Source organism: Streptomyces endophytica (genome assembly GCF_026153355.1).
Taxonomy (GTDB): domain Bacteria; phylum Actinomycetota; class Actinomycetes; order Streptomycetales; family Streptomycetaceae; genus Streptomyces; species Streptomyces endophytica.
Map to the genome: position 1 here is coordinate 3,626,536 of NZ_CP110636.1, position 13,853 is coordinate 3,640,388.

At 70.3% G+C, this 13,853-nt stretch carries 10 protein-coding genes and 1 pseudogene; 9 read left to right on the forward strand and 2 right to left on the reverse strand.

Annotation, left to right across the window (positions count from 1 at the left end; genetic code table 11):
- Window positions 1-59: 59 nt before the first annotated feature.
- Window positions 60-2,792, reverse strand: a complete 2,733-nt coding sequence (gene aceE, locus OJ254_RS16175; protein ID WP_265362887.1) for a pyruvate dehydrogenase (acetyl-transferring), homodimeric type — start codon at window positions 2,790-2,792, stop codon at window positions 60-62.
- 520 nt (window positions 2,793-3,312) lie between these two features.
- On the opposite strand from aceE, the gene OJ254_RS16180 reads away from it, so the two are divergent.
- From OJ254_RS16180 to OJ254_RS16205, 6 genes and pseudogenes are all read left to right on the forward strand, one after another.
- Window positions 3,313-3,744 carry a DUF3052 domain-containing protein gene (locus OJ254_RS16180; RefSeq protein ID WP_030414571.1) on the forward strand — a complete coding sequence of 144 codons (432 nt, stop codon included), beginning with the start codon at window positions 3,313-3,315 and terminating at the stop codon, window positions 3,742-3,744.
- Between the two features lie 145 nt (window positions 3,745-3,889).
- Window positions 3,890-4,348: a peroxiredoxin gene (locus OJ254_RS16185; protein ID WP_261951749.1), complete on the forward strand. Its 459-nt coding sequence runs from the start codon at window positions 3,890-3,892 to the stop codon at window positions 4,346-4,348.
- Between the two features lie 170 nt (window positions 4,349-4,518).
- On the forward strand, window positions 4,519-5,094 hold the full coding sequence (locus OJ254_RS16190) for a TerD family protein (protein ID WP_261951750.1): 576 nt from the start codon (window positions 4,519-4,521) through the stop codon (window positions 5,092-5,094).
- 180 nt (window positions 5,095-5,274) lie between these two features.
- A pseudogene (locus OJ254_RS16195) lies at window positions 5,275-5,849 on the forward strand (TerD family protein).
- Window positions 5,850-5,901: 52 nt separating this feature from the next.
- The gene (locus OJ254_RS16200) at window positions 5,902-7,044 is read left to right on the forward strand and encodes a DUF475 domain-containing protein (protein ID WP_265362888.1); all 1,143 of its coding nucleotides are present in this window, start codon (window positions 5,902-5,904) and stop codon (window positions 7,042-7,044) included.
- 98 nt (window positions 7,045-7,142) lie between these two features.
- Complete coding sequence (locus OJ254_RS16205; RefSeq protein WP_265362889.1) at window positions 7,143-7,886, forward strand: TerD family protein; 744 nt, start codon at window positions 7,143-7,145, stop codon at window positions 7,884-7,886.
- Window positions 7,887-7,906: 20 nt separating this feature from the next.
- Here the strand turns inward: OJ254_RS16205 and OJ254_RS16210 are convergent, their stop codons facing one another.
- Window positions 7,907-9,022 (reverse strand): TerD family protein, encoded by a 1,116-nt coding sequence (locus OJ254_RS16210; protein WP_265362890.1) that lies wholly within the window; start codon window positions 9,020-9,022, stop codon window positions 7,907-7,909.
- A gap of 218 nt (window positions 9,023-9,240) precedes the next feature.
- Between OJ254_RS16210 and OJ254_RS16215 the strand changes: the two genes are divergently transcribed.
- The 3 genes from OJ254_RS16215 to OJ254_RS16225 are packed head-to-tail and all read left to right on the forward strand — an operon-like array spanning window position 9,241 to window position 13,811.
- Window positions 9,241-10,413 (forward strand): HpcH/HpaI aldolase/citrate lyase family protein, encoded by a 1,173-nt coding sequence (locus tag OJ254_RS16215; protein WP_265362891.1) that lies wholly within the window; start codon window positions 9,241-9,243, stop codon window positions 10,411-10,413.
- A 33-nt stretch (window positions 10,414-10,446) separates the two neighbouring features.
- Window positions 10,447-12,930: a phosphoribosyltransferase gene (locus tag OJ254_RS16220; RefSeq protein ID WP_265362892.1), complete on the forward strand. Its 2,484-nt coding sequence runs from the start codon at window positions 10,447-10,449 to the stop codon at window positions 12,928-12,930.
- Window positions 12,927-13,811 carry an HAD family hydrolase gene (locus OJ254_RS16225; RefSeq protein WP_423835907.1) on the forward strand — a complete coding sequence of 295 codons (885 nt, stop codon included), beginning with the start codon at window positions 12,927-12,929 and terminating at the stop codon, window positions 13,809-13,811. The genes OJ254_RS16220 and OJ254_RS16225 overlap by 4 nt, the downstream gene beginning before the upstream one ends.
- Window positions 13,812-13,853 lie beyond the last annotated feature (42 nt).

The following is a 13,853-nucleotide window of genomic DNA, read 5'->3' on the forward strand; positions in this document are numbered from 1 at the left end:
GGTGGAGGACACCGGCCGGGGGCGCGAGGGAAGCGGTGCGGCGGCAGGCCGCGGGAGGATCAGGCGTCGCCGCCGGCCTCACCCGCGTCGGCGGCCGCGACGTCCAGGAGCTGGTAGCGGTCGATGGCCTGCTTCAGCAGGGAACGGTCGACCTTGCCCTCCTTGGCGAGCTCGGTGAGCACGCTCAGGACGATGGACTGCGCGTCGATGTGGAAGAAGCGACGGGCCGCGCCACGGGTGTCCGCGAAGCCGAAGCCGTCGGCGCCCAGGGACTGGTAGGTACCCGGGACCCAGCGGGAGATCTGGTCCGGGACGGAACGCATCCAGTCCGAGACCGCGACCTTCGGGCCCTCGGCGCCCTGGAGCTTCTGCGTCACGTACGGGACGCGCTGCTCCTCCTCCGGGTGCAGCAGGTTGTGCTCCTCGACGTCCACCGCCTCGCGGCGCAGCTCGTTCCAGGAGGTCGCCGACCAGACATCGGCCTTGACGTTCCACTCGTCCGCGAGGATCTGCTGGGCCTCGACCGCCCACGGCACCGCGACGCCGGAGGCGAGGATCTGGGCCGCGTGCTCGCCCTTCTCGCCGGACTTGATGCGGTGCAGACCCTTGAGGATGCCCTCGACGTCGACGTCGGCCGGCTCCGCGGGGTGCTGGATCGGCTCGTTGTAGACGGTCAGGTAGTAGAAGACGTCCTCGGCGTTCTCGCCGTACATCCGCCGCAGACCGTCCTTGACGATGTGCGCGATCTCGTAACCGTAGGCCGGGTCGTAGGCGACACAGGCCGGGTTCGTCGAGGCCAGCAGCTGGGAGTGGCCGTCGGCGTGCTGGAGGCCCTCACCGGTCAGCGTCGTACGACCCGCGGTCGCGCCGAGCACGAAGCCGCGCGCGAGCTGGTCGGCCATCTGCCAGAACTGGTCACCGGTGCGCTGGAACCCGAACATCGAGTAGAAGACGTAGACCGGGATCAGCGGCTCGCCGTGCGTGGCGTAGGCGGAGCCCGCCGCGATCAGCGAGGCCGTGCAGCCCGCCTCGGTGATGCCGTCGTGCAGCATCTGGCCGGTCGGCGACTCCTTGTAGGCCAGGAGCAGTTCGCGGTCCACCGACTCGTACTGCTGGCCCAGCGGGTTGTAGATCTTGGCCGACGGGAAGAACGCGTCCATGCCGAAGGTCCGGTACTCGTCGGGCGCGATCGGCACGAAGTGCTTGCCGATCTCCTTGTCCCGCATGAGGTCCTTCAGGATGCGGACGAACGCCATGGTCGTGGCGATCTTCTGCTGGCCCGAGCCCTTCTTGGCGCCCGCGTAGGCCTTGTCGTCCGGCAGCTGCAGCGGCTCGGCGCGCACGACACGGGTGGGTACGTACCCGCCCAGCGCCTTGCGGCGGTCGTGCATGTACTGGATCTCTTCGGAGTTCCGGCCCGGGTGGTAGTACGGCGGCAGGCCGTCCTCCAGGTCCTTGTCCGGGATCGGCAGGTGCAGCCGGTCGCGGAAGCCCTTGAGGTCCTCGACCGTCAGCTTCTTCATCTGGTGGGTCGCGTTGCGGCCCTCGAAGTTCGGGCCGAGCGTCCAGCCCTTGACGGTCTGCGCGAGGATCACGGTCGGCTGGCCCTTGTGCGCCTTGGCCGCCGCATAGGCCGCGTAGATCTTCTTGTGGTCGTGACCGCCGCGGCCCAGGTGCAGGATCTGGTCGTCGGTCATGTTCTCGACCATCTTCCGCAGACGCTGGTCGTCGCCGAAGAAGTGCTCGCGGATGTACGAGCCGGTCTCGGTCGCGTACGTCTGGAACTGGCCGTCGGGCGTGCTGTTGAGCTTGTTGACCAGGATGCCGTCGCGGTCCTGCGCGAGCAGCGGGTCCCAGCTGCGGTCCCAGACCAGCTTGATGACGTTCCAGCCGGCGCCGCGGAACTGCGACTCCAGCTCCTGCATGATCTTGCCGTTGCCGCGGACCGGGCCGTCCAGGCGCTGCAGGTTGCAGTTGACGACGAAGGTCAGGTTGTCCAGGCCCTCGCGGGCGGCGATGGACAGCTGGCCGAGCGACTCGGGCTCGTCCATCTCGCCGTCGCCGAGGTAGGCCCACACGTGCGACTTGGAGGTGTCGGCGATGCCACGGGCCTCCATGTAGCGGTTCATCCGGGCCTGGTAGATCGCGCCGAGCGGGCCGAGGCCCATCGAGACGGTCGGGAACTCCCAGAAGTCCGGCATCAGCCGCGGGTGCGGGTAGCTGGACAGACCGTTGGGGGCCTTGGACTTCTCCTGGCGGAAGGCGTCCAGCTGGGCCTCGGACAGCCGGTCGAGGAGGAACGCGCGGGCGTAGACACCGGGCGAGGCGTGGCCCTGGAAGAAGATCTGGTCGCCGCCGTCACCCTCGTCCTTGCCCCGGAAGAAGTGGTTGAAGCCCACGTCGTAGAGGGAGGCGGAGGACGCGAAGGTGGCGATGTGACCGCCGACGCCGATGCCGGGGCGCTGGGCGCGGGACACCATGACGGCGGCGTTCCACCGGGTCGCGTTGAGGACCTTGCGCTCGATCTCCTCGTTGCCGGGGAAGAACGGCTCGTCCTTGGTCGCGATGGTGTTGACGTAGTCCGTGCTGCGCATCTCCGGCACGGCCACGCGCTTCTCGCGGGCCCGCTCGATCAGCCGGAGCATGAGATAGCGAGCACGTTCCCGGCCTCGCTCGTCGACGGCCGCGTCGAGCGAGTCGAGCCATTCCTGGGTCTCTTCGGGATCGAAGTCCGGGACCTGGCTGGGAAGGCCGCCAATGATGATCGGGTTTCGATCGGATCCGGAAGCCACGCTGTTCCTTCGTGTTCGGGTCGTGTCGTGCTCCGCACGTTTATTCATGCCGTGCACGGGACGAATGCTGTCTCTGCCTTGGTGTCGCGCCGTCTTCCATCGTGTACCGAGCCACAGCGATACGTCACCTCTACCGATGGGTAACCATCCGCTGAGAGATGGCGCTGAAAAGGCCGATTTCGCGCGTCGGCCAAATCGCAACCATACGCCCATGTCGAAAGTGCTTCGCGTACGGACGTACGCACCCCGAAATGAGATCCGGTACCGGGCCCGGCCACCCCCGAAGGGACCAGTCGCGCGCGACTACCCGATAAACCCCGCAGAACGCTGTGGTGTGAATCACTTCACCCTGTCTGTCGGGGGTCGCGGTTGCGGCGAGACGCCGCCAAACGTCACCGTTTCGGCGGTCTGGACCGCCGGGTACTTGCGCGATCCGCCCGGCCCGTGTGGACTACGCCCAATGCTCCGCGCACGCGCGGGGTCACCCGAGCATTTTCCGAAACATGACAGGAGGCAATCCGTGAGCGCGACCGCGGACCACGCGGAGGAGCGGACCAACCCTGCCGCCAGGCTGGGGTTCGAGCCCGGACAGGTGGTCCAGGAGATCGGCTACGACGATGACGTCGATCAGGATCTCCGCGAAGCCATTGAGACTGTGATCGGCCAGGATCTCGTCGACGAGGACTACGACGATGTGGCCGACGTCGTTCTGCTGTGGTTCCGCGATGAAGACGGCGACCTCACGGACGCGCTGGTGGATGCCATCGGTCTGATCGACGAGGGCGGCCAGATCTGGCTGATGACGCCCAAGACCGGCCGTGACGGCTACATCGAGCCCAGCGACATCAACGAAGCCGCGCAGACCGCGGGCCTGTCGCAGACCCGGAGCATCAACGCGGGCAAGGACTGGACGGGCAGCCGGCTGGTCACGCCCAAGTCCGGCAAGCGCTGAGCCGCAGGCCCCTCACTCGCCACCGAGCCCCCTCCGCCCTGTTCCGGAGGGGGCTCGGCCCCGTTCAGGTCGGGTCCCCGGCGCGGTGCCCCGGCGCGTAGGGTGGTCGCGTTCTGTAGAGCGTGAGCGGAAGGGAAGCACCCCCATGGCGATCGAGGTCGGCACGAAGGCTCCGGATTTCGAGCTGAAGAACCAGCACGGCGAGCTGGTCAAGCTCTCCGACTTCCGCGGCGAGAAGGCCGTCGTCCTCCTCTTCTACCCGTTCGCCTTCACCGGCGTGTGCACCGGCGAGCTGTGCGCCCTCCGTGACGAGCTGCCGAAGTTCGTCAACGACGACGTCCAGCTGCTGGCCGTCTCCAACGACTCCCCCTTCTCGCTGCGCATCTTCGCCGAGCAGGAGGGCCTGGAGTACCCGCTGCTGTCGGACTTCTGGCCGCACGGCGAGGCCTCCCGCGCCTACGGCGTCTTCGACGAGGAGAAGGGCTGCGCGGTGCGCGGCACCTTCGTCATCGACAAGGAGGGCGTGGTCCGCTGGACGGTCGTCAACGGCCTGCCGGACGCCCGCGACCTGAACGACTACGTCAAGGCCCTCGAAACCCTCTGAGCCGGGGCGCTCTCCCGCCCGCCGGTGCCCGCCGCGCCGACATCCGCACCGATCCGGGTGCGATATCTGCAATCGGTGGGAACCGGTCACTAGGATCAATTCGTTGATCCGATGCCATGCACGATGGGGGCGCAAATCTTTACGTACCCCTCGAATCTACGGGAGGACTCGTGGGAGTCAGCCTCAGCAAGGGCGGCAACGTCTCGCTGACGAAGGAAGCCCCCAATCTGACCGCGGTCGTCGTCGGTCTGGGCTGGGATGCGCGTACCACCACCGGTACGGACTTCGACCTGGACGCCAGCGCCCTGCTGACGAACGACCAGGGCAAGGTGGCCAACGACCAGAACTTCGTGTTCTTCAACAACCTGAAGAGCCCCGACGGTTCGGTCGAACACACCGGTGACAACATCACCGGTGAGGGCGAGGGCGACGACGAGCAGATCAAGGTGAACCTCGCCGCCGTGCCGGCCGATGTCGCCAAGATCGTCTTCCCGGTGTCGATCTACGACGCCGAGACCCGCCAGCAGAGCTTCGGCCAGGTCCGCAACGCCTTCATCCGCGTGGTCAACCAGGCCGACGACAAGGAGCTGGCGCGCTACGACCTGAGCGAGGACGCCTCGACCGAGACCGCCATGGTCTTCGGCGAGCTGTACCGCAACGGCGCGGAGTGGAAGTTCCGCGCCATCGGCCAGGGCTACGCCTCCGGCCTGCGCGGCATCGCCCAGGACTTCGGCGTCAACGTCTGACCGGCCCCGAGCCGATCGCCGACGTTCGGCCGGGCAGCGCCGCCGTGGTGGCCGCCCGGCCAGGAGAGTGACCGCGCCCGGCGCCGTACGCCCCCGTCCGGGGACGTGCGGCGCCGGGCGCGCGTGAAGAGCCGGGCCGCGCCAGTGCGGGCCCGTACGACACCGGGGAGGAAGCGAACGATGAGTGTCACGCTCGCCAAGGGGGCAACGTCTCCCTGTCCAAGGCCGCGCCGAATCTCACCCAGATCATGGTCGGCCTCGGCTGGGACGCGCGGTCCACGACCGGCGCACCCTTCGACCTCGACGCCAGCGCGCTGCTGTGCCGGGAGGGCCGGGTGCTGGGCGACGAGTATTTCGTCTTCTACAACAACCTCAAGAGCCCCGAGGGCTCCGTCGAGCACACCGGTGACAACCTCACCGGTGAGGGCGAGGGCGACGACGAGTCGATCCTGGTGGACCTCTCGCAGGTTCCCGAGCAGGTCGACAAGATCGTCTTTCCGGTCTCGATCCACGAGGCGGATCTGCGCGGGCAGAGTTTCGGCCAGGTCAGCAATGCTTTCATCCGGATCGTCAATCAGTCCGACGGCAGTGAACTCGCCCGTTATGACCTGAGCGAGGACGCGTCGAGCGAAACCGCGATGATCTTCGGTGAGGTGTACCGCTACAACGGCGAATGGAAGTTCCGGGCGGTAGGACAGGGGTACGCGTCGGGTCTGCGGGGCATCGCTCTAGACTTCGGGGTCAACGTTTCGTAAAGCGCCGCGCGCCGCGCGCGGGGGACCCACACAGCGAGGGATTGGGTAGGCAGTGCTCCTGAAAACCTTTGGCTGGTCGTTCGCCATCACGGTGGTCGGTCTCGCCTTGGCCGGCGTGCTCTGGGGGTGGCAGGGGCTCGCGATTGTCGGGATCCTGTCCGTTCTGGAGATCTCGCTCTCGTTCGACAACGCCGTCATCAACGCAGGCATCCTGCGCAAGATGAACGCCTTCTGGCAGAAGATCTTCCTCACCGTCGGCATCCTTATCGCCGTGTTCGGCATGCGGCTGGTCTTCCCGGTCGTCATCGTCGCGATCACCGCGAAACTGGGGCCGATCGAGGCGGTCAAGCTCGCCCTCAACGACAAGGCGCACTACCAGGAGCTGGTCACCAGCGCCCACCCGGCCATCGCGGCCTTCGGCGGGATGTTCCTGCTGATGATCTTCCTCGACTTCATCTTCGAGGAGCGCGACTACAAGTGGCTCTCCTGGATCGAGAAGCCGATGGCCAAGATGGGCAAGCTCGACATGCTCTCCGTGATCATCGCGCTGGTCGCCCTGCTGGTGAGCGCGATGACGGTGGCGACGAACGTCGCGCACGGCGGCGGTGACAAGACCGCCACGGTCCTGCTGTCCGGCGTCGCGGGCCTGATCACGTACCTCGTCGTCGGCGGCATCTCGGGCTACTTCGAGGACAAGCTGGACGAGGATGACGAGGACGACGACGGCGAGGAGGCCACCGCGGCCGCCGCGACGCCCGCGAGCAAGGGCGCCGGCTCGGCGCTCGGCCTGGCGGGCAAGGCCGCGTTCTTCATGTTCCTCTACCTCGAGGTCATCGACGCGTCCTTCTCCTTCGACGGCGTCATCGGCGCGTTCGCCATCACCAACGACATCTTCATGATGGCGCTGGGCCTGGGCATCGGCGCGATGTACATCCGCTCGCTGACCGTCTTCCTGGTGCGCAAGGGCACCCTCGACGACTACGTCTACCTGGAGCACGGCGCGCACTACGCCATCGGCGCGCTCGCCGTCATCCTGCTCGCCTCGATCAAGTACGAGATCCCCGAGGTCGTCACCGGCCTGATCGGCGTGGGGCTGATCGGCCTCTCGTTCGCCTCGTCGGTGATCCGCAACCGGCGCGAGGGCAAGCCGGGCGACACCTCCGGAGCCGAACAGGAAGTCGTGTCCGGAGTGTGACGCGGGTCTGATTGAGGAACGCTCTCTGCGGGGCGGCCATGGGGTTTGGACCCCGGGCCGCCCCGCGGTAATTGGGGCCGAGCAATGGGGTGGGCAAGGTGTCGTTCCTGGGGAACCTGTGGCGCGGTGGCGCCCAGAAATACGACTTCGACAGCGGCGGCGCGTCGTACGTCGTCGAGCTGACGAAACGCAGTCCGGTCATCTCGCTGACCAAGCAGGGCGCGGCGGCCGGTCATCTGCGGGTCAATCTGCACTGGCAGATGCGGACCTCCGACTTCCACGAGCGGGGCGGGCCGGGCAGGGGCGGGCTGCTGCGGCACCCGGGCAGGCTGTTCAAGCCCGAGATCGTCCAGGCGCAGGGACCGGCCGTGGTCAACGTCGACCTGGACCTGGCCTGCCTGTACGAGCTGAAGGACGGCACCAAGGGCGTGGTGCAGCCGCTGGGCAACTTCCTCGGTGACCTCAACGGCCCGCCGTTCGTCCAGCTCAGCGGCGACGACCGGTTCGGTTCGGGCTCCGGCGAGACGCTGTACATCAACCTGGACCACCGCGACGAGATCAAGCGGTTACTGATCTTCGTCTACATCTACGACGGCACACCGGCCTTCGACCGCACACACGCGGTCGTGACGCTCTACCCCAGCAGCGGACCGCGGGTGGAGGTCAAGCTCGACGAGCGGGCGCCACAGGCCCGGTCCTGCGCGATCTTCACGCTGGAGAACGCCAAGGGCGAGCTCACGGTGCGCCGCGAGGTCAAGTACGTCTACGGCTTCCAGGCGGAGCTCGACCGGCTGTACGGCTGGGGGCTCCAGTGGGGGCGCGGGTACAAGTCCAAGGTCTGACCCGGCCCCCGCCCGGTCGGCTACCGGCGCTGGAACTGGGGGCCCTGCGGCGGCAGCACGAAGGACGGGTCCGGCGCGGGGTACTGCTGGGTCGGGTAGCCGTACGCCGGGGCCGGGGGCGGCGGTTGCTGCGGATAGCCGTACGCGGGCGGCTGCTGCGGTGCGTACTGGGGCGGCGGGCCCGGGTAGCCGTAGCCGGGCTGGGCCGGGGGCTGGGTGGGCGGCGGCGGGACGTGCGCCGGGTAGCCGTAACCGCCGCCGGTCGTCGGCGCGGCCGCGGGTGCCTGGGGCGCGGTGCCGGGCGGCGGCAGCGGAGCGGCCGAGAACGGCTCGGGCATCGCGTCCGCCACGTGCTGGGTGACGGCCTCCGGGTCCGCCAGCGGGTAGCTCTCCGGCTCCGCCGCGGCTCCCGGGCCGGACGCCCCTTCGGGCCAGGTGCTCGGGGGCGGGGTGACGGCGTCGGCAGGGGCCGGCTCGCTCCGCGGGGACGGGGCGACCGCCGTCGTGGCGTCCGAGGCGGACGCCGCGGCTTCCGGTGCTGCCGCGGGGGCCGTTGCCCCGGCATCCGCGGGCGCGTCGCCGCCGGCCGCGTCGTTCTCCTCCACCGAGATGCCGAACTCGGTCGCCAGGCCCGTCAGGCCGCTCTCGTAGCCCTGCCCCAGGGCGCGGAACTTCCAGGACTCGGCGCGGCGGTACAACTCCCCGCAGATCAGCGCGGTCTCGTCGCCGGTCTCGGGCTCCACGTCGAAGACCGCGATCGGCTCGGCGTCGCCCGCGGCCGCGTCGTACAGCAGCACCCGCAGGTCGGCTACGCCCGCGAAGGCGCCGCCGTCGGACGACGCGGCCAGGACGATCCGGTCGATCGACGGATCCAGTCCGGCCAGGTCCGCCTCGATGGTTTCGGCCAGACTTTCGTCGAGCCGGGCCTTGGGCAGATGCCGCACCAGGCCGCTGGGGTGCCGAGGCTGGTTGTAGAAGACGAAGTCCTCGTCGGAACGCACGCGCCCCTCGGGCCCCACCAGCAGCGCCGAGGCATCGACGTCGGGGACGTCGGCGCCGGGCGTCCAGCGCAGGACGGCCCGGACGGCCGTGGCGTCGAGGGGTACGTTCGACCCTTTCAACATCGCGTGCGTCATGCCGCAATCCTGCCTTCCCGGAGGTGGCAGGGACAACGCGGGGCACGCGAGCCGGTGCGTCGGGCGTCCGTCCCGACACCCGGGCGCCTCATGAGGGTTACGTGATTTTCACGCACGTGGGAACCAACCCCACCCCCACAGACGTACGATTACCGGCTGGATCCAGACAGCGAGACGCAGCGGGGGTGCCCGGGTCCCGCAGGTAATCGGGGAGTTCTATGCGGCATTTTGGGCATCTTCCGCCCGACATCCGGAAGGCACTGTTCCACCAGGAGCCGGTGGAGTTCACCGCCGATTCCCCGGCCCGCACGCTCGCGGTCGCCCTCGGCGCCACCCTCTACAGCCCCGCCACCCGGCCGCGACTCGCCGCCGACGTCCTCAAACAGGCCGGACGCGGCGTGCTGTCCATGGTGCTGTGTCTGGAGGATTCCATCAGCGACGGGGACGTCGCGGCCGGCGAGGAGAACCTCGTACGGCAGCTCGGACTGCTCGACGAGGCGGCCGGGGCGGGCACGGACCTGCCGCTGCTGTTCATCCGGGTACGGGCGCCCGGGCAGATACCGGATCTGATCCGCCGTATCGGACCGGCCGTACGCCGGCTGTCCGGATTTGTACTTCCGAAGTTCACCGAAGAACGCGGCGTGCCGTTCCTCGAAGCGCTGACCGCGGCGGAGTCCGTATGCGACCGGCGGCTGTTCGCCATGCCGGTGCTGGAGTCCCCGGAGCTGCTCCACCTGGAGAGCCGCCCCGAGACGCTCCAGAACATCGCCCGCACCGTCGACAAATACCGGGACCGCGTCCTCGCCCTCCGGCTGGGCGTCACGGACTTCTGCTCCGCCTACGGGCTGCGCAGGGCGCCCGACATGACCGCGTACGACGTCCAGATCGTGGCCTCCGTGATAGCCGACGTGGTCAATGTGCTGGGCCGGGCCGACGGCACCGGGTTCACCGTCACCGGGCCGGTCTGGGAGTACTTCCGGCTGCACGAGCGGATGTTCAAGCCCCAGCTGCGCCGCTCGCCCTTCCTCGGCCGCGCCGAGGAGCTGCGCACCGCGCTGATCGAGCACGACATGGACGGCCTGCTGCGCGAGATCGAACTGGACCGCGCCAACGGCCTGCAGGGCAAGACCTGCATCCACCCCTCGCACGTCGCGCCGGTGCACGCCCTCTCGGTCGTCAGCCACGAGGAGTTCAGCGACGCGGTCGACATCCTGCGGCCGGAACGCTGCGACGGCGGGGTGCTCCGCTCGGCGTACACGAACAAGATGAATGAGGTGAAGCCGCACCGCGCCTGGGCCGAGCGCACCCTGCTGCGCGCCGAGGCGTTCGGCGTCGCGCGGGAGGGCATCGGGTTCGTGGAACTGCTGACGGCGAGCCTGCCGCAGACCTGAGCACCACCTGGGCCCTGGGACACGGCGAACGACATGAACGGTACGACGGAGGAGACGGAACGCGTGGTCTGGACGGGAGAATGGGTCGCCGGCCGGCTCGGCGTCTCGCTGAGCGGCGGGGACGAGCTGACCGGCCTGCTGGGGCTCGCGCTGCGGCGCAACCCCAAGCGGGCCCATCTGCTCGTGTCGAACGTGCTGGGCAAGCACGTGCCGCAGCGGCCGGACGCGGTGCACGGCGCGGGCCTGGGCCTGGGGCGCCGGGTGCGCACGCTGCTGGGTGACGAGGCGGCCGCCCGCGCCGTCGTCCTGGGCTACGCCGAGACCGCCACCGGCCTCGGGCACTCCGTCGCCGACGGCCTGGCGCTCGCGCCGTATCTGCACTCCACCCGCCGGCCGGTCGAAGGGGTGGCCCACCAGGCCGGGTTCGAGGAGGAGCACAGCCACGCCACCTCGCACCTGCTGCTCCCCGAGGACCCGGAACTCCTGGCGGGAGACGGGCCGCTGGTGCTCGTCGACGACGAGTTCTCCACCGGCCGGACCGTCCTGAACACCATCAGCGCGCTGCACACCCGCTTCCCGCGCGACCACTACGTCGTCGTCGCCCTGGTCGACATGCGCTCCGACGCCGACCGCGGCCGGCTGGCGGAGTTCGCGGCCGAACTGGGCGCCCGGGTGGACCTCGTGGCGCTCGCCGCGGGGGGCGTACGCCTTCCCGAGGACGTCCTGGCCCGCGGTCAGGCGCTCGTCGCGGAGCACGAGGGCCGCACGCCGCCGGCACCGGCCGCTCCGCAAAGCCCGCCCGGATACGGAGACGGCGGCCCCCCGGACGCCGTACGCGTCGACCTCGGCTGGCCCGCCGGGCTGCCGGACGGAGGGCGGCACGGCTTCACCCCGGCGCACCGCGCCCGCCTGGACGCGGCACTCCCCGGCCTGGCGGCCCGTCTCGCCCCGCATCTGGACGGCGCCCGCCGCGTCCTCGTCCTCGGCAACGAGGAGCTGATGTACGCACCGCTGCGGCTGGCCGGGGCGCTCGACGCCCACCTCGGCGCGGACGCGGAGGTCCGCTTCTCGACCACCACCCGCTCGCCCGTCCTCGCCGTGGACGACCCCGGCTACGCGATACGCACCCGGCTGTCGTTCCCCGCCCACGACCGGCCCGCCGACGGCCCGGGGGCGCGGTACGCCTACAACGTCGCGGCCGGCAGCGACCCGGCCCGCCGCTTCGACGCCGTCGTCGCCGTGGTGGACTCGCACGGCGACCGCCCCGAACTACACGCCCCCGGAGGGCTGCTGGACCGGCTCGCCGGCCACACCGACCGGCTGCTGCTCGCCGTCATCCCCTCGTACGTCCCACGACCCCAGGCGGCCCCCATGCCCCTCCCCGAGCCGCTCCGCGGCCCCGCCTTCTCCTCCTACGACGCCGACGAGGTCGGCTGGCTGCTGCAGGACCTCTCCGACGTCACCCTGGAAGCGCCCACCGAGGAACGCGAGGAGGCGATCCAGCGCGGCGGCGCCCACTACGCCGAGTCGCTGCCGGTCGAATACCAGCCGAGCGAGCGCTACCAGGCGCTGTTCCACAGCGCGCTGCAGAGCTCCGCGCGCCGGATCGCGCGCGCCGTCGGTACCGTCACCGAGACCGTGCTCGCCGAGCGCAGCCCCCGCCCCGTATTGGTGTCCCTGGCCCGCGCCGGCACCCCCGTCGGCGTGCTGATGCGCCGCTGGGCCCGGCACACGCACGGCCTCGACCTGCCGCACTACGCCGTCTCGATCGTCCGCGGCCGGGGCATCGACACCACCGCACTGCGCTGGCTGGCCGCCCACCACGACCCGGCGGACGTCGTCTTCGTCGACGGCTGGACGGGCAAGGGCGCCATCACCCGCGAACTCGCCCGGGCCCTCGCGGACTTCCCCGGCTTCGACCCCCGGATCGCCGTGCTCGCCGACCCCGGCGGCTGCGTCGAGACCTACGGCACCCGCGACGACTTCCTCATCCCGTCCGCCTGCCTCAACTCCACCGTATCCGGCCTGATATCACGCACGGTCCTGCGCGACGACCTGGTCGGCCCGGGCGACTTCCACGGCGCCAAGTTCTACCGCGAACTGGCCGGCGCCGATGTGTCGCGGGCCTTCCTGGACGCGGTCGGCGCCTGCTTCGACGAGGTCGCCGAGGACGTCACCGCGGAGGTGAAGGAGCTGGCCGGCGCCGACCGGGCCCCCACCTGGGAGGGCTGGGCGGCCGTCGAGCGGATCAGCGAGGAGTACGGCATCCACGACGTCAACCTCGTCAAGCCCGGCGTCGGCGAGACCACCCGCGTACTGCTGCGCCGGGTCCCCTGGAAGATCCTGGCCCGCCGCGGCGCCGGGACCGACCTCGACCACGTCCGTCTCCTGGCGGAACAACGGGGCGTACCCGTCGAAGAGGTCGACGAACTCCCCTACACCTGCGTGGGGTTGATCCACCCGCGCTTCACCCGCGGCGCCACCGGTGCCGACGGCAAGGCGGTGGTCTCCTCATGAGCGGCCGGCCCCTCGCCCACCACCACCCTTCCCCGGAAGCGCTGCGCGCTGCCCCTCTTTTGGTCGCCAGCGATCTCGACCGCACGCTGATCTACTCGGCCGCGGCCCTCGGCCTGGCCATGCCCGACGCGGAGGCCCCACGGCTGCTCTGCGTCGAGGTCTACCAGGGCGCACCGCTCTCCTACATGACGGAGACGGCCGCCGGGCTGCTCGCCGAACTCGCCGCCGGCACCACCTTCGTGCCGACCACCACCCGTACCCGCGAGCAGTACGGACGCATCCATCTGCCCGGCCCGCCACCGGAGTTCGCGATCTGCGCCAACGGCGGCCATCTGCTCGTCCGGGGCGAGTCCGACCCGGACTGGCGGCGCACCGTCGCCGAGCGGCTCGCCGCACAGTGCGCGCCGCTGGACGAGGTCCGGGAACACCTGGTCCGCACCGCCGATCCCGCCTGGCTGCTCAAGGAGCGGGTCGCCGAGGACCTCTTCGCCTACCTCGTCGTGGAGCGGGCGCTGCTGCCCGACACCTGGGTCAAGGAGCTCGCCCGCTGGGCGGAGGAGCGCGGCTGGACCGTCTCCCTGCAAGGCCGCAAGATCTACGCCGTGCCCCGGCCGCTGACCAAGAGCGCGGCCGTGGCGGAGGTGGCCCGCCGTACGGGCGCGTCCCAGGTGCTTGCCGCCGGTGACTCCCTGCTCGACGCGGACCTGCTGCTGGCCGCGGACCGCGGCTGGCGGCCGGGCCACGGCGAACTGGCCGACTCCGGCTGGCGGGCCGGCCACGTCACCGCGCTCGACGCCCGGGGCGCCGCCGCCGGCGAGGAGATCGTCCGGGCCTTCCTCGGGGCTGTGGATAACCGCGGGGCGGCGCCGGACCTCGGCTAGTCTCGCGAGGGCGGCCGGCCGCAGTTCCGGTGATCGGCCGAC